Below are 18,251 nucleotides of genomic sequence, written 5' to 3'. Positions count from 1 at the left end.
AAAAAACTGCACCTTAAATACATTGGTTTGATACTCATGTTTAAGGTGCAGTTCATTGAAATCAGTTTCAATGCGGTGCTGTTACGCCACTTGATTTATTTCGTTTGGTTTATCAAGAACTGAGTCAATAAGGCCACAGGGCGACCGGTTGCGCCTTTGTTGGCGCCTTGCAGCCAAGCCGTGCCCGCAATGTCTAAATGTGCCCAGCGATATTTTTTTGTGAAGTTAGCGAGGAATGCGCCGGCAGTGCTGGCACCACCCCAACGGCCGCCGATGTTGGCCAGATCGGCAAACGGCGATTTGAGTTGTTCTTGGTATTCTTCGCTTAACGGCAAGCGCCACGCTTTGTCTGTGGTTTGCTGAGCAGCGTGCAGTAAATCGGCGGCTAAGTTCTCATCTTCGCAAATCAAGCCACTATTGTGTTGCCCTAAGGCTACGACGCAAGCGCCGGTAAGCGTCGCTACATCGATCAGTAATTGTGGCTCAAAACGTTCCGCGTAAGTCAGCGCATCGCAAAGCACGAGGCGACCTTCCGCATCGGTATTCAATACTTCCACGGTCAAGCCGTTCATGGTGGTGAGAATATCGCCCGGACGGTACGCGTTGCCATCCGGCAAATTTTCACAGCCGGCAAGTACACCGATAACGTTTAACGGTAAATCAAGTTGCGCAACGGCTGCCATGACACCGAATACGGAGGCCGCGCCGCCCATATCGTATTTCATTTCGTCCATATCCGCCGCCGGTTTAAGGGAAATGCCGCCCGCGTCAAACGTTAAACCTTTACCTACCAACACAATTGGTTTGGCGTTTTTATCGGGCGCGTTGTTGAAATGCAAAATCGACATATACGCCGGATTGGCCGACCCGCGTGAAACCGCTAAATAAGCGTTCATTCCTAGCTCCGCCATTTGCGTTTCATCAATCACTTCCAGAGAAAGTGCGCCGAATTCCGCAGCTAAATGCTTGGCTTGTTCGGCAAGATAGGCAGGATTACAGATATTCGGCGGCATATTGGCGATATCGCGTGCCGCTTTCACGCCGGCACTAACGGCTTGTGCGTGAGCGATAGCGCGTTGTGCTTGCGGACAGTCGGTATTGAAAATAAGGCTTTCCAATGCGGTGCTCTCAGGCTTTTCCGATTTGAAGCGATCAAAACGATAGTTTGTGTGCTCAATGATTTCGATGGCAAAACGCACGTTCCAATAAAGATCGCGATCTTTAATTTCGATTTCCGTTAAATAAGATACGACTTCGCGAATATTTGCGTTGTTTAGCGCTTTTAGCATGCTTTGAATCAGTTGGTTGTAGCGGCGCTCGGTTAGTTCGCCTTTTTTGCCACAGCCAACGATCAGCACACGTTTTGTGGCAACACCCGGCAAATCGCGTAGTAACAGGGTTTGACCTAATTTGCCGGTAAGCTCACCGGATTGGATTAAGCGGTTTAAATAACCTTGTGCAGCAAGGTCGATTTCATTGAAACTTTTAGAAAATTCGTTGTTCTCATACAGGCCTAAAACGATGCCGTCGGCGGCTTGAGAAAAGGCCTGGTTTTTTGCTTGATATTTCATAGGATTTCCTTAAATCGCTGTCTAATTTAGCGAAAATAAGGTATCATACGCGCCCGATTTTATCCAGATTCCCTCCTGTTTTTTAGCAACAAAGCATAACGAAATAAGATGATTTTAACTCGATATTTAGCGAAAGAAGTGTTTAAAAGCCAAACGGCGATTTTATTCATTTTGCTATTGATTTTTTTCTGCCAACAACTGGTACGCGTGTTGGGATCTGCGGCAAACGGTAATGTACCGGCGGATTTGGTGTTTTCTTTGCTCGGACTCGGGATGCCGACCATGGCACAGTTAATGTTGCCGCTGTGTTTGTTTATCGCTATTTTGCTCACTTTCGGGCGTTTGTATGCGGAAAGCGAAATTACCGTAATGCGCGCTTGCGGTGTTGGCTCGCGTATTTTGGTGCGCGTGGCGTTGTTGCTTTCTTTGTTCACCGCGGGACTCGCCGCCTATAATGCGTTATGGCTTTCGCCTTGGGCAATCGAAAAGCAAAGCACACTGGTGGAAAATGCCAAAGCCAATCCGACCATGGGCGCGCTCTCTTCCGGTCAATTTATGTCTGCGGGCAATAATGATTTCGTATTGTTTATCGACGATATTCAAGGCGATCAAATTCATGATGTGTATCTTTTCCAAACCGTACCGAAAGGGCAGAGCAAGCCTTCTGTAGTGATGGCGGAAAAAGGCGAATTGAAGGCTTTACCGAACGGCGACCAAGTGTTGAATTTGCAAAACGTGCAACGTGTGGAAGGCACAGCAATGTTGTCGGATTTTCGCATTACACATTTCGACGATTACCAAGCCTATTTGGGCTATCAAGTCGGCGATAACAAATCGGAGGAAGCCGCAGCGCTTTCTTCGGCGCAATTGTTGTCGCAAAATGGCACCGCATTGAAAGCCGAATTACACTGGCGAATCAGTTTGATTTTAGCAGTGCCGCTGATGGCGCTTATCGCCGTACCGCTTAGCCGCGTGAATCCGCGCCAAGGTCGTTTTGCAAAAATTTTGCCGGCATTGTTGTTGTATCTTATTTATTTTTTGTTACAAAGTTCTTTCAAATCCGCCGGTTCTGCCGGTAAATTGGATGCCGCGATTTTTATGCCGATAACGAACCTGGCGTTCTTGTTACTCGGAATTTTATTAAATGCTTGGGACAGTGCGCCGATGTATAAATTCCGCCGTCTTTTAAACCGAAAAGGGTAAGCGATGATGAATACGTTAGACCGTTACATCGGTAAAAGCATTTTGGGGGCGATTTTTGCTACGTTGCTGACGCTCGTAGGGCTTTCGGCGATTATTAAATTCGTGGAACAATTTCGCAGCGTGGGTAAGGGCACGTATGACGTGCTGCAAGCAGTGGCGTTCACCGTTTTAACCGTGCCGAAAGATGTGGAAACGTTTTTCCCAATGGCGGCCTTACTCGGCGCGTTAATTGCGCTCGGCAATCTTGCCAGCCGCAGTGAATTGGTGGTGATGCAAGCCGCCGGTTTTTCTCGTTTTAACATCGGCATAGCGGTGATGAAAACTGCGTTGCCGTTGGTTGTGTTAACCATGGTTATCGGTGAATGGGGTATTCCGCAAACGGAGCAATTTGCTCGCGATATGCGCGCTCGTGCCATTTCCGGTGGTTCCGTACTTTCGGTGAAAAACGGCATATGGGCAAAAGATGGCAATAATTTTGTGTTTGTCCGTCGCGTAGGCAACGAGTCGCAGTTAAACGACGTATATATTTACAGCTTTGATAACAGCCGTAATTTAAGTGAATTAAAACACGCTAAACAAGCGACTTATTCCTCCGCTGAAAATCAATGGCAATTGCATCAAGTGAATCATTCAGTGCTCCAAAAAGACACGGTTGCGACCACTCATCGCGTAACGGAAGAATGGCAAACCAATTTAACGCCCGACAAACTCGGTGCAGTGTCCTTACGCCCTACCTCTTTATCGCTCAGTGGCTTGTATGAATATATTGCGTTTTTAAAAGAAACCGGGCAAGACGCTCGCCGTTTCGAACTCACCTTCTGGCGGAAAATTTTCCAACCGCTTTCTGTCGGTGTGATGATGTTGTTGGCGCTGTCCTTTATTTTTGGCTCGTTACGCAGCGTAACCGCCGGCGCACGAATCGTAACGGGAATTTGTTTCGGATTCTTATTTTATGTAGTGAATGAGATTTTTGGTCAAATGAGCGTCGTTTACGATATGCCGGCTGTGTTTGGCGCTTTAATTCCGAGCCTGTTGTTTATTGTCATTATCTGGTGGTTGTTAAGCCGAAAACGGGATTAGGCATGATAAGTAAAAAGGGCAATCCATTGTGGTTGCCCTTATTTTTTAGTGAAAATACGCGATGCTAATTGCGCCGATAAGACTCAATAATGAGAGCGTAAAGAAAATATTTTTTGGTTGAGACGCTTTTTTACTAAAAAATTTCGCCGCAAAAATGATGTATAAAATGAGTAATGCAAATTTAGCAATAAGCCATGGTTCAAGCCCAACTGGGAAAAGATATAAGATTGCTGAACCGGAAATAATCAATAATGTATCCGATAAATGCGGTAGAATTTTTAATAGTTTTACCGCGCGCCAGTTTTTTCCATTTAATTGCATCATCCCACGAAGTAGTAAAAGTCCTAAACTTAAAAACGCACAAAAAACGTGTAGAGAAATTAACATGATCACTCCTAATTTGATTCAAAAGAAAAGTGCGGCGTTGGTTTGGCCGCACTTTTCAGTTTCCATTTGCTGTTAGCGTTTCCAATGCGGTGCTCAAATGCCCTTTAGATAATCAAAGATGGCATTGCTAAATTAGCTATTTATATTGGCAAGGCATGGATCGTTTTGGTGTACAGCTAAGATATTCAGATCATAAACAAAAAGCTGATAACCTAATGCAGCAAGGAACTGTGCGACGGGTTCATAGCCGCTTTTTAAGAATTCCACCGTTAAAATCGGTTTATATTTTTCAATAGTATTTAAGGCCCCTTTTAAGGCGTCCACTTCCATACCTTCCACATCAATTTTGATAAAATCAACACGATCTAATTCAAGGCTATCGACAGAAACGAGCGGTACTTTTTGAGTTTTTTGGTAGTCGATTTGTTGCCCAATAAACTCATTATATTGGTTTGGACGGAGTTCTAAGCTGCCAAAAGAAGAAGGTATTGTGTAGTCGATGATAGGAATATCAAGATATTCTTGGCCGACAGGGTTGCCGATGGCTGAATAGATGGCTTTGACATTAAAGCAGTTATTAATTGCAACATTACCTGCTAAGGCATAGTAAATCCGCTCTTGCGCTTCAAAAGAGATAACCTTTCCCCAACCTGTCATTTCAATCCCTGCGGGAATGGTTACCGCACCGATATTCGCACCACAATCAAGCATTACCACTCCGTCACCGAAGTATTGACGGCGTAAATTAAGTAAAGCAAGGATTCGCTGAATTTCTTCCGGTTCGAATCGTCCTTGGGTTAGGAATTGATAACCGACGCCATAAGTTAGGCCGGCTTGATTAGTTTGTCTATCCAGATAATTAACGATCATTGAGCCGGTGTTAGCGGACACAACGACAAAGGGATTGGGTCTTGGATTAAGAGCCATGATGTTTCTCCTATAAATAATGGTAGTGGGTTGCTGAACCAATGCGGTGCTATTTTGAATACTCAATACAGTACTTATTGACAGCGGTAAAAAAAGATTATTTTGCAATGCGCTTGTATTTCATGCGGTGCGGTTGTAGCGCATCGGCACCGAAGGTTTTCTTCTTCCATTCTTCATAGTCGGAGAAGTTGCCTTCATAGAAGGTTACCTTGCCTTCATCACCGTAGTCTAGAATATGAGTAGCGATACGGTCTAAGAACCAGCGGTCATGGGAAATCACCATGGCACAACCCGGGAATTCTAAGATGGCATTTTCCAGTGCGCGCAGGGTTTCTACGTCAAGGTCGTTGGTCGGTTCGTCCAGTAACAATACGTTGCCGCCGGCTTGTAACAATTTTGCTAGATGCAAACGGCCGCGTTCACCGCCGGAAAGTTCCCCTACGCGTTTTTGTTGATCCACGCCTTTAAAGTTAAAGCGTCCTACATAAGCGCGACTAGGAATTTCAAAGTTGCCGATCGTTAAAATATCTTGTCCGTTAGAGACTTCTTCCCACACGGTTTTCTTGTCGTCCATGGCATCGCGGAATTGATCCACGGAAGCCAACACGACCGTTTCGCCTAAGGTGATAGAACCGGAATCCGGTTGTTCTTTGCCGGAAAGCATGCGGAATAGAGTGGATTTACCCGCACCGTTGGCCCCGATAATCCCGACGATAGCACCTTTCGGAATGCTGAAGGACAAGTCATCGATTAACGTGCGGTCGCCGTAGGATTTGCTTAAATGTTGCACCTCAATCACTTTGTCGCCTAAGCGTGGACCAGGTGGAATAAAGAGTTCGTTGGTTTCATTGCGTTTTTGATATTCGCCGGAATTAAGTTCTTCAAAGCGAGCCATACGTGCTTTGCTTTTCGCTTGACGACCTTTCGGATTTTGGCGCACCCATTCCAATTCTTTCTCAATGGATTTTTGGCGGGCAGATTCTTGCGCTTGTTCTTGTGCCAGGCGTTTTTCTTTTTGTTCTAACCAAGAAGAGTAGTTACCTTCCCAAGGAATACCTTCACCACGGTCAAGTTCTAAAATCCAGCCGGCAACGTTATCTAAGAAATAACGGTCGTGGGTAATTGCCACTACAGTGCCTTCGTAGTCGTGCAAGAAGCGCTCTAACCAAGCCACGGATTCTGCATCTAAGTGGTTGGTCGGTTCGTCTAACAATAACATATCCGGTTTTTCTAGCAGTAAACGGCAAAGCGCCACACGGCGACGTTCGCCACCGGATAAATGCTCGATTTTGGCATCCCAGTCCGGCAAACGTAATGCATCAGCCGCGCGTTCTAATTGGTTGTCTAAATTATGCCCATCATGTGCTTGAATGACCGCTTCTAACTCAGCTTGCTCGGCGGCGAGTTTGTCGAAATCCGCATCGGGATCGGCATACAGCGCATAAACTTCATCCAAACGGGTTAAGGCATGTTTGACTTCACCCACCGCTTCTTCAATGGCTTCGCGCACGGTTTGTTGCGGTTCAAGTTTCGGTTCTTGCGGTAGATAGCCAATTTTAATGCCGGGTTGCGGACGGGCTTCCCCTTCGATTTCTTTATCAATGCCCGCCATAATGCGCAACAACGTGGATTTACCTGCACCATTTAAGCCGAGCACGCCGATTTTGGCACCGGGGAAAAAGCTCAACGAGATATCTTTCAAGATATGACGCTTCGGCGGCACCACTTTGCCGACGCGATGCATCGTATAAACGAATTGTGTTGACATAATTTGCTCTTGATTTGAGGTTAAAAAAACGGGCTTATTTTACTTGAAGTTTTGGGATTTGCCTAACCTTCGGCAAATGAAAGGCGAAAAAAAACCACCCGAATTGGGTGGTAGGAAAGTAGTTTAGCTATATTTATGATTATTTTATTTAGGAACTTTATGAATATCAAGCAAGCGCTTGACGTGGAGGATAGTACCGAAAATTCCGCTCCAAATAAAATCCAATCTCATTATTCTTTGATATAAGTCAATAAATTTTATCCATTTAATTATTATTGATGAGCAAATAAACGTTTTTAAGGATTTTTCGCGCTATGTTAAAATGACAACCTCATTTTATTAAGGATAATCGTTGTGAAAAAAAAACTCGTTTTACTCGTCACTATGCTATCGAGCACCGCATTGGCGCACCCACACGCCTTTATTGAAATGCAAAGCAAACCATTAGTGGAGGAAAATCAATTGATCGGTTTTTCGATGCGATGGACGCTTGACGAACCGAGTTCTGCGGCGGTGCTATACGATATGGCACAAGCGAAAGGCGATTCCGTGAAGCAACAAAAGCTTATTGACGATGTGATGGAAAATATCGTCAATGAACATTATTTCAGCTATTTATTTGATAAAAATAACGAAAAAATTAAATACAAAGCTCAGGCGCGGAATTACGGTATCAATCTGCTTGGTTCACATATTCAATATTATTTCGATTTGCTTCTTACTCGTCCGCAGCCGTTAAAAGATAACCTGTTCACGTTAATGACTTATGATCGCACTTATTATGTTTCCATGTTTTATCCGGAAAATAAAAACGCGGTGAATTTTTCCGCTCTGCCGACCAATTGCAAGGGCGAAGTGGTGGCGCCGAACGTGGATGAAAAAATGAAATCTTACGCTTCTTCTCTGGATAAAACGCAAAAAGACGAAGATGATTCCTTGGGCGTGATTTTTGCGCAAAAAGTGAAAATTCGGTGTGACTAAATCATGAAAAAAGCATTCCCTTTTAAATGGCTATTTGTCTTGGTTGCCTTACTTGGCGCAATTTTTTGGTTCTTGCCTTGGCTTTTTGTGAAAGCTGTGGCTTGGCAACAAGTCTTTAATCAACTCACTTCGGAAAATCTTCACGCCATTCAACAAAATCCCGTTTCCGCCGGTTTAATTTTAATTGGTGTCAGTTTTCTTTACGGTGTGTTACATGCCCTTGGGCCGGGACACGGCAAATTTATTATCGCCGGTTATTTATCAACTCATCAAAGCGAACTTAAACCCAGCGTGAAGTTAAGTTTGCTTGCTTCCTTGATGCAAGGTGTCGTGGCGATTGTGGCGACATCCGTGATTGTGGTGGTTTTAAATTTGTCATCGCGTTATTTCAAACTAAGCCAATTATGGCTGGAACGCGGTGCTTGGGTGTTATTACTCGGGCTTGGCATTTATTGGATTTATCAAGGCGTCAGAAAGCCGAAAAAAGCGTTTCGGATAAAATCTGCGCGCTTCAATGCGGTGCCGAAATTGAGTGCCGTGAAAGCCGATCATGTTTTTTCCGCTGAATGTTCCTGCGGCCATCAACACTTGCCCAATGCGGTGCTGTTGCGATATGCCAATACTTGGCGAAGTCAATTTTTCATCATTTTGAGCATCGGACTGCGCCCTTGTAGCGGCGCAATTTTTGTACTTTTTCTGGCTTATATGTCGGATCTTTTTCTTTGGGGTGTTTTCGCCGTTCTTGCTATGTCATTCGGCACCGGTTTAACGCTTTCTTTATTTGCCATCATGGTGCGTTATGCCAAACAAATGGCAATTCGTTTAGGACGATGGTACGGCGGTAAAACCTTAAATCAATATGGAGGACGGGCGGTTAAAATATTTGCCGGCGGCGTGATGATCTTTTTCGCCACGAGTTTGCTTTATGGCACAACGCTTGAAGCTAGCGGTGGGGCGGTGTTGTTTGGAAAATAACGACGAAATACCGATAAAAATAAAGCCCATCAAATTGATGGGCTTAAAATCTTCTGGTTGCTAATTTAGAATTCGTAAAAGGAGACAAACGAAAACCAAACCAAAAGAGAAATTGGCTCCTCCTGCGGGACTCGAACCTGCGACATATGGATTAACAGTCCACCGTTCTACCGACTGAACTAAGGAGGAATTGATTCGGTATCACAAAGATAGGTCGCGCATTCTAATGATCCGTCAATAGTTTGTCAACAGTAAAAATAAAAAAATTTTAAAAAATTTAAGTGTGCTTTTTACGGCAATTTTTCTATCCACAAAGGCTGTGGATAACTTTGTGGATTAAATCGACTTAAGATCGAGGAATCCCGATAAATACTAGGGTTGTACGATTTCAAGTAAAAATTGGTTGTAAAATGACATTTCCTTATTTATCAATATGTTAAGTAAAGTCCAGAAAAAAATATAAAAATTTTTTATGATTTTTTGACTTGTTTCGCTTGACATCTCGCACACTGTGCAAAACTTGCTTTCACGCTGATTTTGGCGTGTGAAATATGATAGAATCGCGCCAACAAAAGTTCTTAGAAAATTGGCTGTACATATATGTCAGAAAAAATTCATAGCAAACCATTTATTCTTCATTCCGGTTATCAGCCTTCCGGTGATCAGCCGCAAGCGATTGAAAAACTCGCTGAAAATTTAGACGACGGATTAGCGCATCAAACTTTGCTCGGCGTAACCGGATCGGGCAAAACTTTCACCATCGCCAATGTGATTGCCAAGCTTAATCGCCCGGCCATGTTGCTTGCGCCAAATAAAACTCTCGCCGCCCAGCTTTATGCGGAAATGAAAGACTTTTTTCCGGAAAATGCGGTGGAATATTTCGTTTCTTATTATGATTATTACCAGCCGGAAGCCTATGTTCCGAGCAGTGATACTTTTATTGAAAAAGATTCTGCGGTGAACGAGCAAATTGACCAAATGCGCCTTTCTGCGGTGAAATCTTTTTTGGAGCGCCGCGATACCATTGTTGTGGCGTCGGTTTCCGCAATTTATGGTTTGGGCGATCCGGAAGCTTATTTAAAAATGCGTTTGATTTTGCGTGTCGGCTCACCGGCTAATCAGCGCGAGATTTTAAGTCAACTTGCGGGCATGCAATATACGCGTAACGATCAGGCGTTTCAGCGCGGCACATTTCGTGTGCGTGGCGATGTAATCGACATTTTTCCGGCGGAATCGGACGATCAAGCCATTCGTATCGAATTATTTGATGAGGAAGTAGAACGATTAAGTTTCTTTGATCCGCTTACGGGAAGCAATCTCGGTGCGGTGCCACGTATCACGGTGTACCCGAAAACCAACTATGCGACGCCGCGCGAGCGCATTTTGGAATCCATCGATAAAATTAAAGATGAACTGGCGCAGCGCCGTGAATATTTCATTAAAGAAAATAAATTATTGGAAGAACAACGTATTACGCAGCGCACGTTGTTCGATATTGAAATGATGAATGAGCTGGGGTATTGCTCGGGCATTGAAAACTACTCACGCTACCTTTCCGGTCGAAACGAGGGTGAACCGCCGCCGACCTTATTTGATTATATGCCGTCTGATGCGGTGCTAATTATTGATGAGTCGCACGTAACGGTGCCGCAAATCGGTGGTATGTATCGCGGCGACCGTTCGCGTAAAGAAACCTTGGTGGAATATGGTTTTCGTTTGCCGTCCGCATTAGATAACCGCCCGTTGCGCTTTGAAGAATTTGAGCGCTTGGCGCCACAGACTATTTATGTTTCCGCCACACCGGGGCCTTATGAATTGGAAAAATCCGGCAGTGAAATTATCGATCAAGTGGTGCGTCCGACCGGTTTGCTTGATCCGGAAATTGAAATTCGTCCGGTTGCGATTCAAGTGGATGATTTACTGTCAGAAGCGCGCCAAAGAGCGGACCGAAACGAACGGGTTTTAGTCACCACGTTGACCAAAAAAATGGCGGAAGATCTCACCGATTATTTAGACGAACACGGTGTGCGCGTACGTTATTTGCATTCCGACATTGACACCGTGGAACGGGTAGAAATTATTCGTGACTTGCGTTTGGGCGAATTTGACGTGTTGGTCGGCATCAACTTATTGCGTGAAGGTTTGGATATTCCGGAAGTGTCCTTAGTGGCGATTTTAGATGCGGATAAAGAAGGCTTTTTGCGTTCGGAACGTTCGCTGATTCAAACCATCGGTCGCGCCGCGCGTAATTTGCACGGTAAAGCAATTTTGTATGCGGATCGCATTACCGATTCGATGAAAAAAGCGATGACGGAAACCAATCGCCGACGCGAAAAACAAATGGCATATAACGCCGAGCGCGGCATTATTCCGCAAGCCTTAAATAAAAAGGTGGGCGAGTTGCTTGATATTGGACAAGGCACGCTCAATAAAGGAAGAGGAAAATCGCGCGGAAAAACCGTTGCGGAACCGGCCGCACTTTATAACGCGCCAAAAAACGCCAAAGAGTACCAACAACAAGTTAAAAAATTGGAACAGCAAATGTATAAATTCGCCCAAGACTTAGAATTTGAAAAAGCCGCCGCTGTACGCGATCAGCTTCATCAATTGAGAGAAAAGTTTGTGATGGCGGAATAAGCGCCAATAAAAACGATACCGAAAATGTACAAATGCATAAGATGACAAAGAAAACGGATGAATGATTGCTAGGCTTATCTGTTCACTATGCTCAACAGCACCGCATTGGAACCCTTTTCAATGCGGTGCTGTTTTAAGAGCAGACGGTAGGTTTCGGCATGATTAACATTTCAACGGCTTCGACCGGTTAAACAGTTACTATCGGTGTTAAAAAACTAAGATTAGATGTGTTTAAACAGGCTGAATAAACGAGCGATAAAGCCTTGTAAAATCCCGATAAAACAAAGCCCCGCGTTAAATTACGCGGGGCTTTGTTTAGGGTAAATGGTGCGACTAGCTGGACTCGAACCAGTGACCCCCACCATGTCAAGGTGGTGCTCTAACCAACTGAGCTATAGTCGCGTGAGTGCCGCGCATAATAGACGGTTTTTAACAGGAAGACAAGAAATTTTCTACAACGCCGGTGCGGGTGATAAAATTTTAACCAAAACGAGCTCAGAGCGTCGCGAACTCTTTTTTGATTTCGGCGGTTTTTGAGCGTATAATGCGCGCCGGTTTATTTCGGCCGAAAAGCTTCGGCCTAATCAGGTTTATTCAAAATATAAATATTGACTGACGGAGTAGAATGATGTCTAGAAGACTAAGAAGAACGAAGATTGTATGTACTATGGGTCCGGCGACCGACCGCGATAACAATCTTGAGAAAATTATTGCGGCAGGCGCAAACGTAGTTCGTATGAACTTCTCGCATGGTACGCCTGATGATCATATTGAGCGTGCGGAACGCGTTCGTTCTATTGCGAAAAAATTAGGCAAGACTGTAGCGATTTTAGGTGATTTACAAGGGCCTAAAATCCGCGTTTCTACTTTCAAAGATGGCAAAATTTTCTTAAATGTCGGCGATAAGTTCGTTCTTGATGCGGAATTGCCAAAAGGTGAAGGCAATCAAGAGGCAGTCGGTTTAGACTACAAAACCTTACCGCAAGATGTTGTTCCCGGGGATATTCTTTTGTTAGATGACGGCCGCGTACAATTAAAAGTATTGTCCACCGAAAATGCAAAAGTGTTTACTGAAGTCACTGTTGGCGGCCCGTTATCAAATAATAAAGGGATCAATAAATTAGGCGGCGGTTTATCAGCTGACGCATTAACTGAAAAAGATAAAGCAGACATCATTACGGCAGCGCGTATCGGCGTTGATTTCTTGGCAGTCTCTTTCCCGCGTTCCAGCGCAGACTTAAATTACGCGCGTGAATTGGCGCAGAAAGCCGGTTTAAATGCGAAAATTGTGGCGAAAGTTGAACGTGCTGAAACGGTAGTCGATGACGAATCAATGGACGACATTATTTTAGCATCGGACGTGATCATGGTCGCTCGCGGTGATTTAGGCGTGGAAATCGGCGATCCTGAATTGGTAGGCGTGCAGAAAAAATTAATCCGTCGTTCGCGTCAGTTAAACCGCGCGGTAATTACCGCGACACAAATGATGGAATCTATGATCAGTAATCCGATGCCGACTCGTGCGGAAGTGATGGACGTAGCCAATGCGGTGCTGGATGGCACAGATGCGGTAATGCTTTCGGCCGAAACGGCTGCCGGTCAATATCCGGCTGAAACCGTCGCAGCGATGGCGCGCGTGTGTTTAGGCGCGGAAAAAATGCCAAGTATTAATGTTTCCCGTCACCGTATGGACAAAGAGTTCGGCGATATCGAAGAAGCGGTAGCCATGTCGGCAATGTATTCCGCAAACCATATGAAAGGCGTTGCGGCGATTATTACATTGACACATACCGGGCGCACCGCATTGTTAATGTCCCGCATCAGCTCGGGTTTACCGATTTTTGCCTTATCCCGCAACCAAGAAACGTTAAATCTTTGTTCTTTATACCGTGGCGTGACACCGGTATTCAGCGATGCGGAAACGCGCAGTGCAAGCGGCGCGCAAGAAGCGGTGCAATTATTAAAAGAAAAAGGTTACTTAAATTCAGGTGATTTGGTGTTATTAACGCAAGGAGATGAGTCAATCAAGCATACGAATGTATGCCGTGTGCTTATCGTTGAATAATCACGAAAAAATAAAAAACGGTGGATTTTTCCACCGTTTTTTATTTTTACTTTCAGTGCAACAAAAACGATTAAAAGCTCAGTCCAAATCGACCGTAGTTTTCGCTTAAACCGCCCCCTCATTTGCGGTATCATAAGCACCAATTCTTTTGTATCTTAAAATTCTTATGGCATCTCAACCGCAAATCAAATCATCCGACAAACAAACCACACAAGTGAGCGTTCCGCCTCATTCTCTTGAAGCCGAGCAAGCCGTGTTGGGCGGCATTATGTTAAGCAATCAGCATTGGGACGGTATTGCCGAACGTGTAATTGCGGAGGATTTTTACACTTTTGCTCACCGTGCAATTTTCCAGGCCATGGAAGATTTAATACGTAACCGGTCACCGATCGATCTCATCACTTTGGATCAAGCTTTAAAAAATAAAGGTATCAGCGAAGAAGTAGGCGGTTTTGCTTATCTTGCCGAACTTTCCAACAATACACCAAATGCGATTAATATTTTGGCTTATGCCGACATCGTGCGTGAAAAAGCGATTCTGCGCGAATTGATTTCTGTAGGCAACCGCATTGCGGAAAACAGTTACTCACCGAAAGGGCAAGACATCAAACTGATTTTGGACGAAGCCGAACGTGAAGTGTTCGCCATTGCGGAGAAACGCAGCACTTCCGGCGAAGGCCCACAAAACGTGATTAGCGTGTTGCAAAGCACCATCGAACGGATTGATGCTTTAAGCAAATTGAAAAATAATTCCGGTGTGACCGGCGTTACCACCGGTTTTACGGATCTTGACCGAAAAACGGCAGGTTTACAGCCTTCGGATTTAATTATCGTCGCTGCGCGTCCGTCCATGGGAAAAACCACCTTTGCCATGAATCTGTGTGAAAATGCGATGATGGCAAGCGATAAACCGGTATTGGTGTTCAGTTTAGAAATGCCTGCCGAACAAATTATGATGCGTATGATTGCTTCATTGGCGCGCGTGGATCAAACCAAAATCCGTACCGGTCAAGGCTTAGACGAAATTGAATGGAACAAAATCAGTAGCATATTCGGTATGTTTAAGCAGAAAAATAACCTTTACATTGACGATTCTTCCGGATTAACACCGACCGAGCTGCGTTCCCGCGCCAGACGGGTTTATCGTGAAAATAACGGGTTAAGTTTAATCATGGTGGATTATCTTCAATTAATGCGCGCCCCAGCATTTTCCGATAACCGAACCTTGGAAATTGCGGAAATTTCCCGTTCACTGAAAGCGCTCGCGAAGGAGTTGGAAGTGCCTGTCATCGCCCTTTCCCAGTTAAATCGCACTTTGGAGCAACGCGCTGATAAGCGTCCGGTAAATTCGGATTTACGTGAATCCGGCTCTATCGAGCAAGATGCTGACTTGATTATGTTTATTTATCGCGACGAAGTTTATAACGACAATTCGGAAGATAAAGGCGTGGCGGAAATTATTATCGGTAAACAACGTAACGGCCCGATTGGTCGCGTGCGTTTGAAATTTAACGGGCAATTTTCGCGTTTTGACAATCTCGCTGAACAACGCGAATATCATGATTATTAAGGAAAAATAATGAACGTAAAACCGGCGACCGCGAAAATTAGCTCGCGCGCCTTAAAACATAATTTGGACGTGATTAAACAAAAAGCGCCGAATAGTAAAATTATTGCCGTAGTAAAAGCGAATGCTTATGGTCATGGCGTAGTGTTTGTGGCCTCTACTTTAGAAAAAAACGTGGATTGCTTCGGTGTGGCGCGTTTGGAAGAGGCGCTAGCGTTGCGTTCTAACGGCATTACCAAGCCGATTCTATTATTGGAAGGCTTTTTTAACGAAAAAGATCTGCCAATTTTAGCGGTGAATAATATCGAAACCATCGTGCATAATCGTGAACAACTTGAAGCGTTAAAGCGCGCGGATGTGACCGGTCCGATTAAAGTGTGGCTGAAAATTGATACAGGCATGCATCGTTTAGGTGTTTCTTTGGAGGAAGTGGATACATTTTATCAAGAGTTGAAAAGACTTCCGCAAGTGCAACCGCATTTCGGCTTCGTCAGCCATTTCAGCCGCGCGGACGAACTTGAATCCGATTACACGTCGTTACAAATTCAACGTTTTTTATGCGCAACGCAAGACAAACCGGGCGAGCGCAGTATCGCCGCATCGGGCGGTATTTTATTTTGGCCGCAATCTCATTTGGACTGGGTGCGCCCCGGCATTATTATGTACGGCATTTCGCCGACGGATACCATTGGTAGCGAATTCGGTTTAACGCCGGTAATGAATTTGACTTCTTCATTAATCGCCGTGCGCCATCATAAAAAAGGCGAGCCGGTCGGCTACGGCGGTATATGGAGCAGCCCGCGCGACACTAAAATTGGCGTGGTTGCCATCGGCTACGGCGATGGTTATCCGCGTGATGCGGCGGAAGGCACTCCGGTGTATTTAAACGGCAGAATTGTGCCGATCGTTGGGCGCGTGTCTATGGATATGCTCACTGTTGATTTAGGGCCGGACAGTCAAGATCAAGTAGGCGATGAAGTGATTTTATGGGGTAAGGAATTGCCTATTGAAACCGTCGCTAAATACACCGGAGTTTTAAGTTACGAATTGATTACAAAATTAACGCCGCGTGTTATAAACGAATACGTGGATTAACCGCGCGATTTTATAATGCAATGAATTTCGTTCCAGATGCAAAGCTATCGCAATAACGAGGCAGAAATTTAATGAAGCTACAAAATAGCACCGCATTGAACACTCAAAATAGCACCGCATTGAACACTCAAAATAGCACCGCATTGAACGCTCAAAATCGCACCGCATTGAACATTCAAAATAGCACCGCATTGAACATTCAAAACAGCACCGCATTGAACACTCAAAACAGCACCGCACTGAGCATTCAAAACAGCACCGCATTGAATGCTTAAATGCGCACAGGGCCACAACATTTATTTTATCTAACGGAAGGAAACATTATGAAAAATATCAACCCAACCAGCACGAATGCGTGGAAAGCGCTTGAAATTCATCAAACTGAATTGGCTAATGTCAGTATTCAAGATTTATTCCGACAAGAAAAAGATCGTTTCAAGAATTATTCTTTAACCTTTGATAACCAAATTTTGGTGGATTTTTCCAAAAATAATCTGACCCGAGAAACCCTCGGCTTGTTGCGTCAGCTCACTGAAGAATGTGGCTTGACACAAGCCAAAGAAGCCATGTTCAATGGGGAAAAAATTAACCGCACGGAAAATCGTGCCGTATTACATACTGCACTTCGTAATCGTGCCAATACGCCGGTTTTCGTGGATGGCAAAGATGTGATGCCGGAAGTCAATGCGGTATTGGCAAAAATGAAATCTTTTTGTGAGCGTGTGATTTCCGGTGAATGGAAAGGTTATACCGGCAAAGCCATTACCGATGTGATCAATATCGGTATCGGCGGTTCTGATCTTGGGCCTTACATGGTAACCGAAGCGTTGCGTCCGTATAAAAATCATTTAACCATGCACTTTGTGTCTAACGTGGACGGCACTCACATTGCGGAAACCCTGAAAAAAGTGAATCCGGAAACGACGCTGGTTTTAGTTGCCTCCAAAACATTTACTACGCAAGAAACTATGACCAACGCTAATTCCGCACGTGATTGGTTCTTAGCAACGGCAAAAGATGAAAAACACGTGGCAAAACACTTTGCAGCGCTTTCAACCAACGCGAAAGAAGTGGAAAAATTCGGTATCGATACCAACAATATGTTCGGTTTCTGGGATTGGGTCGGCGGTCGTTATTCTTTGTGGTCGGCTATCGGTTTATCTATTGCCCTTTCTATCGGTTTTGAAAACTTTGAAGCCTTATTAAGCGGTGCCCATGAAATGGATAAACACTTCCGCCATGCGCCATTGGAACAAAATATTCCGACCACGCTGGCTTTAGTAGGCTTGTGGAACACTAACTTCTTGGGCGCACAAACGGAAGCGATTTTACCGTACGACCAATATTTACACCGTTTTGCCGCTTATTTCCAACAAGGCAATATGGAATCTAACGGAAAATACGTTGATCGCAACGGCAAAGTGATCGACAACTACCAAACCGGCCCGATTATTTGGGGCGAGCCGGGCACGAACGGTCAGCACGCGTTCTATCAATTGATCCATCAAGGCACCACATTGATTCCTTGTGATTTTATCGCGCCGGCACAAAGCCATAATCCGTTGTCCGATCATCACAACAAATTGCTGTCCAACTTCTTCGCGCAAACGGAAGCGTTGGCATTCGGCAAAAGCAAAGAACAAGTGGAAGCCGAATTTTTGAAAGCGGGCAAAACGCTGACGGAAGTGGAAGAGATTGTGCCATTTAAAGTATTCACCGGTAATAAACCGACTAATTCCATTTTGTTGCAAAAAATTACTCCATTTAGTTTGGGCGCATTGATTGCCATGTACGAACATAAAATTTTCGTACAAGGCGTGTTGTTCAACATTTATAGCTTCGATCAATGGGGCGTGGAATTGGGCAAACAACTTGCCAACCGAATTCTGCCTGAATTGCTGAACGACGAAAAAGTGGAAAGCCACGACAGCTCAACCAATGGCTTGATTAATCAATTCAAAGCCTGGCGTTAAAGGGCTAAACAAAAAAATACGG

14 protein-coding genes and 2 tRNA genes are annotated in these 18,251 nt (G+C 44.7%); 10 read left to right on the top strand and 6 right to left on the bottom strand.

Annotated elements, in window-relative coordinates; all coding sequences use genetic code 11:
• Window positions 1–95: 95 nt before the first annotated feature.
• Window positions 96–1,571 (bottom strand): leucyl aminopeptidase, encoded by a 1,476-nt coding sequence (locus AB3F25_RS05795; RefSeq protein WP_373602929.1) that lies wholly within the window; start codon window positions 1,569–1,571, stop codon window positions 96–98.
• Between the two features lie 108 nt (window positions 1,572–1,679).
• On the opposite strand from AB3F25_RS05795, the gene lptF reads away from it, so the two are divergent.
• Together lptF and lptG are read left to right on the top strand one after the other, a co-directional pair.
• Window positions 1,680–2,774, top strand: coding sequence for an LPS export ABC transporter permease LptF (gene lptF, locus AB3F25_RS05790; protein WP_373602928.1), 1,095 nt, complete (start codon window positions 1,680–1,682; stop codon window positions 2,772–2,774).
• Between the two features lie 3 nt (window positions 2,775–2,777).
• A complete protein-coding gene (gene lptG / locus AB3F25_RS05785; RefSeq protein ID WP_373602927.1) occupies window positions 2,778–3,854 on the top strand; it encodes an LPS export ABC transporter permease LptG in 1,077 nt (358 codons plus the stop codon).
• Between the two features lie 45 nt (window positions 3,855–3,899).
• Here lptG and AB3F25_RS05780 read toward each other — a convergent pair whose 3' ends face one another.
• From AB3F25_RS05780 to ettA, 3 genes are all read right to left on the bottom strand, one after another.
• Window positions 3,900–4,241 (bottom strand): SirB2 family protein, encoded by a 342-nt coding sequence (locus AB3F25_RS05780; RefSeq protein WP_373602926.1) that lies wholly within the window; start codon window positions 4,239–4,241, stop codon window positions 3,900–3,902.
• 132 nt (window positions 4,242–4,373) lie between these two features.
• A complete protein-coding gene (locus AB3F25_RS05775) occupies window positions 4,374–5,168 on the bottom strand; it encodes an FkbM family methyltransferase (protein ID WP_373602925.1) in 795 nt (264 codons plus the stop codon).
• A gap of 97 nt (window positions 5,169–5,265) precedes the next feature.
• The gene (gene ettA, locus AB3F25_RS05770; protein ID WP_373602924.1) at window positions 5,266–6,936 is read right to left on the bottom strand and encodes an energy-dependent translational throttle protein EttA; all 1,671 of its coding nucleotides are present in this window, start codon (window positions 6,934–6,936) and stop codon (window positions 5,266–5,268) included.
• Between the two features lie 354 nt (window positions 6,937–7,290).
• Between ettA and zevA the strand changes: the two genes are divergently transcribed.
• Window positions 7,291–7,917: a zinc transporter binding subunit ZevA gene (zevA, locus tag AB3F25_RS05765; RefSeq protein ID WP_373602923.1), complete on the top strand. Its 627-nt coding sequence runs from the start codon at window positions 7,291–7,293 to the stop codon at window positions 7,915–7,917.
• A 3-nt stretch (window positions 7,918–7,920) separates the two neighbouring features.
• Entirely contained in the window at window positions 7,921–8,892 is a 972-nt protein-coding gene (gene zevB, locus AB3F25_RS05760) for a zinc transporter permease subunit ZevB (protein WP_373602922.1), read from the top strand.
• Between the two features lie 113 nt (window positions 8,893–9,005).
• Here zevB and AB3F25_RS05755 read toward each other — a convergent pair.
• Window positions 9,006–9,081 (bottom strand) — tRNA-Asn (locus tag AB3F25_RS05755).
• A gap of 411 nt (window positions 9,082–9,492) precedes the next feature.
• Here AB3F25_RS05755 and uvrB point away from each other — a divergent pair.
• Window positions 9,493–11,529 carry an excinuclease ABC subunit UvrB gene (uvrB, locus tag AB3F25_RS05750; RefSeq protein ID WP_373602921.1) on the top strand — a complete coding sequence of 679 codons (2,037 nt, stop codon included), beginning with the start codon at window positions 9,493–9,495 and terminating at the stop codon, window positions 11,527–11,529.
• Between the two features lie 325 nt (window positions 11,530–11,854).
• On the opposite strand, the gene AB3F25_RS05745 is transcribed toward uvrB, so the two are convergent.
• Window positions 11,855–11,931, bottom strand: a tRNA-Val gene (locus tag AB3F25_RS05745).
• A gap of 226 nt (window positions 11,932–12,157) precedes the next feature.
• Between AB3F25_RS05745 and pyk the strand changes: the two genes are divergently transcribed.
• The 5 genes from pyk to pgi all read left to right on the top strand — a co-directional run bounded on the left by pyk (window position 12,158) and on the right by pgi (window position 18,229).
• On the top strand, window positions 12,158–13,594 hold the full coding sequence (gene pyk / locus AB3F25_RS05740; protein WP_373602920.1) for a pyruvate kinase: 1,437 nt from the start codon (window positions 12,158–12,160) through the stop codon (window positions 13,592–13,594).
• Window positions 13,595–13,760: 166 nt separating this feature from the next.
• Complete coding sequence (locus tag AB3F25_RS05735; protein ID WP_373602919.1) at window positions 13,761–15,164, top strand: replicative DNA helicase; 1,404 nt, start codon at window positions 13,761–13,763, stop codon at window positions 15,162–15,164.
• A gap of 9 nt (window positions 15,165–15,173) precedes the next feature.
• Window positions 15,174–16,256 (top strand): alanine racemase, encoded by a 1,083-nt coding sequence (alr, locus tag AB3F25_RS05730; RefSeq protein WP_373602918.1) that lies wholly within the window; start codon window positions 15,174–15,176, stop codon window positions 16,254–16,256.
• A 71-nt stretch (window positions 16,257–16,327) separates the two neighbouring features.
• On the top strand, window positions 16,328–16,531 hold the full coding sequence (locus AB3F25_RS05725; protein WP_373602917.1) for a hypothetical protein: 204 nt from the start codon (window positions 16,328–16,330) through the stop codon (window positions 16,529–16,531).
• Between the two features lie 48 nt (window positions 16,532–16,579).
• The gene (gene pgi, locus AB3F25_RS05720) at window positions 16,580–18,229 is read left to right on the top strand and encodes a glucose-6-phosphate isomerase (protein ID WP_373602916.1); all 1,650 of its coding nucleotides are present in this window, start codon (window positions 16,580–16,582) and stop codon (window positions 18,227–18,229) included.
• Window positions 18,230–18,251: the final 22 nt, after the last annotated feature.

Source organism: Aggregatibacter sp. HMT-949 (assembly GCF_041734645.1).
Lineage (GTDB): Bacteria > Pseudomonadota > Gammaproteobacteria > Enterobacterales > Pasteurellaceae > Rodentibacter.
Note: the sequence above shows the minus strand (reverse complement) of the source record. Positions and strands in the feature narration are given on the sequence as shown.

Coding starts and splice junctions, on each gene's coding strand:
- AB3F25_RS05795 (WP_373602929.1), bottom strand. CDS start 1,571: ATGAAATATCAAGCAAAAAACCAGGCCTTTTCTCAAGCCGCCGACGGC.
- pgi (WP_373602916.1), top strand. CDS start 16,580: ATGAAAAATATCAACCCAACCAGCACGAATGCGTGGAAAGCGCTTGAA.
- AB3F25_RS05725 (WP_373602917.1), top strand. CDS start 16,328: ATGAAGCTACAAAATAGCACCGCATTGAACACTCAAAATAGCACCGCA.
- lptG (WP_373602927.1), top strand. CDS start 2,778: ATGATGAATACGTTAGACCGTTACATCGGTAAAAGCATTTTGGGGGCG.
- AB3F25_RS05780 (WP_373602926.1), bottom strand. CDS start 4,241: ATGTTAATTTCTCTACACGTTTTTTGTGCGTTTTTAAGTTTAGGACTT.
- ettA (WP_373602924.1), bottom strand. CDS start 6,936: ATGTCAACACAATTCGTTTATACGATGCATCGCGTCGGCAAAGTGGTG.
- alr (WP_373602918.1), top strand. CDS start 15,174: ATGAACGTAAAACCGGCGACCGCGAAAATTAGCTCGCGCGCCTTAAAA.
- zevB (WP_373602922.1), top strand. CDS start 7,921: ATGAAAAAAGCATTCCCTTTTAAATGGCTATTTGTCTTGGTTGCCTTA.
- pyk (WP_373602920.1), top strand. CDS start 12,158: ATGTCTAGAAGACTAAGAAGAACGAAGATTGTATGTACTATGGGTCCG.
- AB3F25_RS05735 (WP_373602919.1), top strand. CDS start 13,761: ATGGCATCTCAACCGCAAATCAAATCATCCGACAAACAAACCACACAA.
- lptF (WP_373602928.1), top strand. CDS start 1,680: ATGATTTTAACTCGATATTTAGCGAAAGAAGTGTTTAAAAGCCAAACG.
- uvrB (WP_373602921.1), top strand. CDS start 9,493: ATGTCAGAAAAAATTCATAGCAAACCATTTATTCTTCATTCCGGTTAT.
- AB3F25_RS05775 (WP_373602925.1), bottom strand. CDS start 5,168: ATGGCTCTTAATCCAAGACCCAATCCCTTTGTCGTTGTGTCCGCTAAC.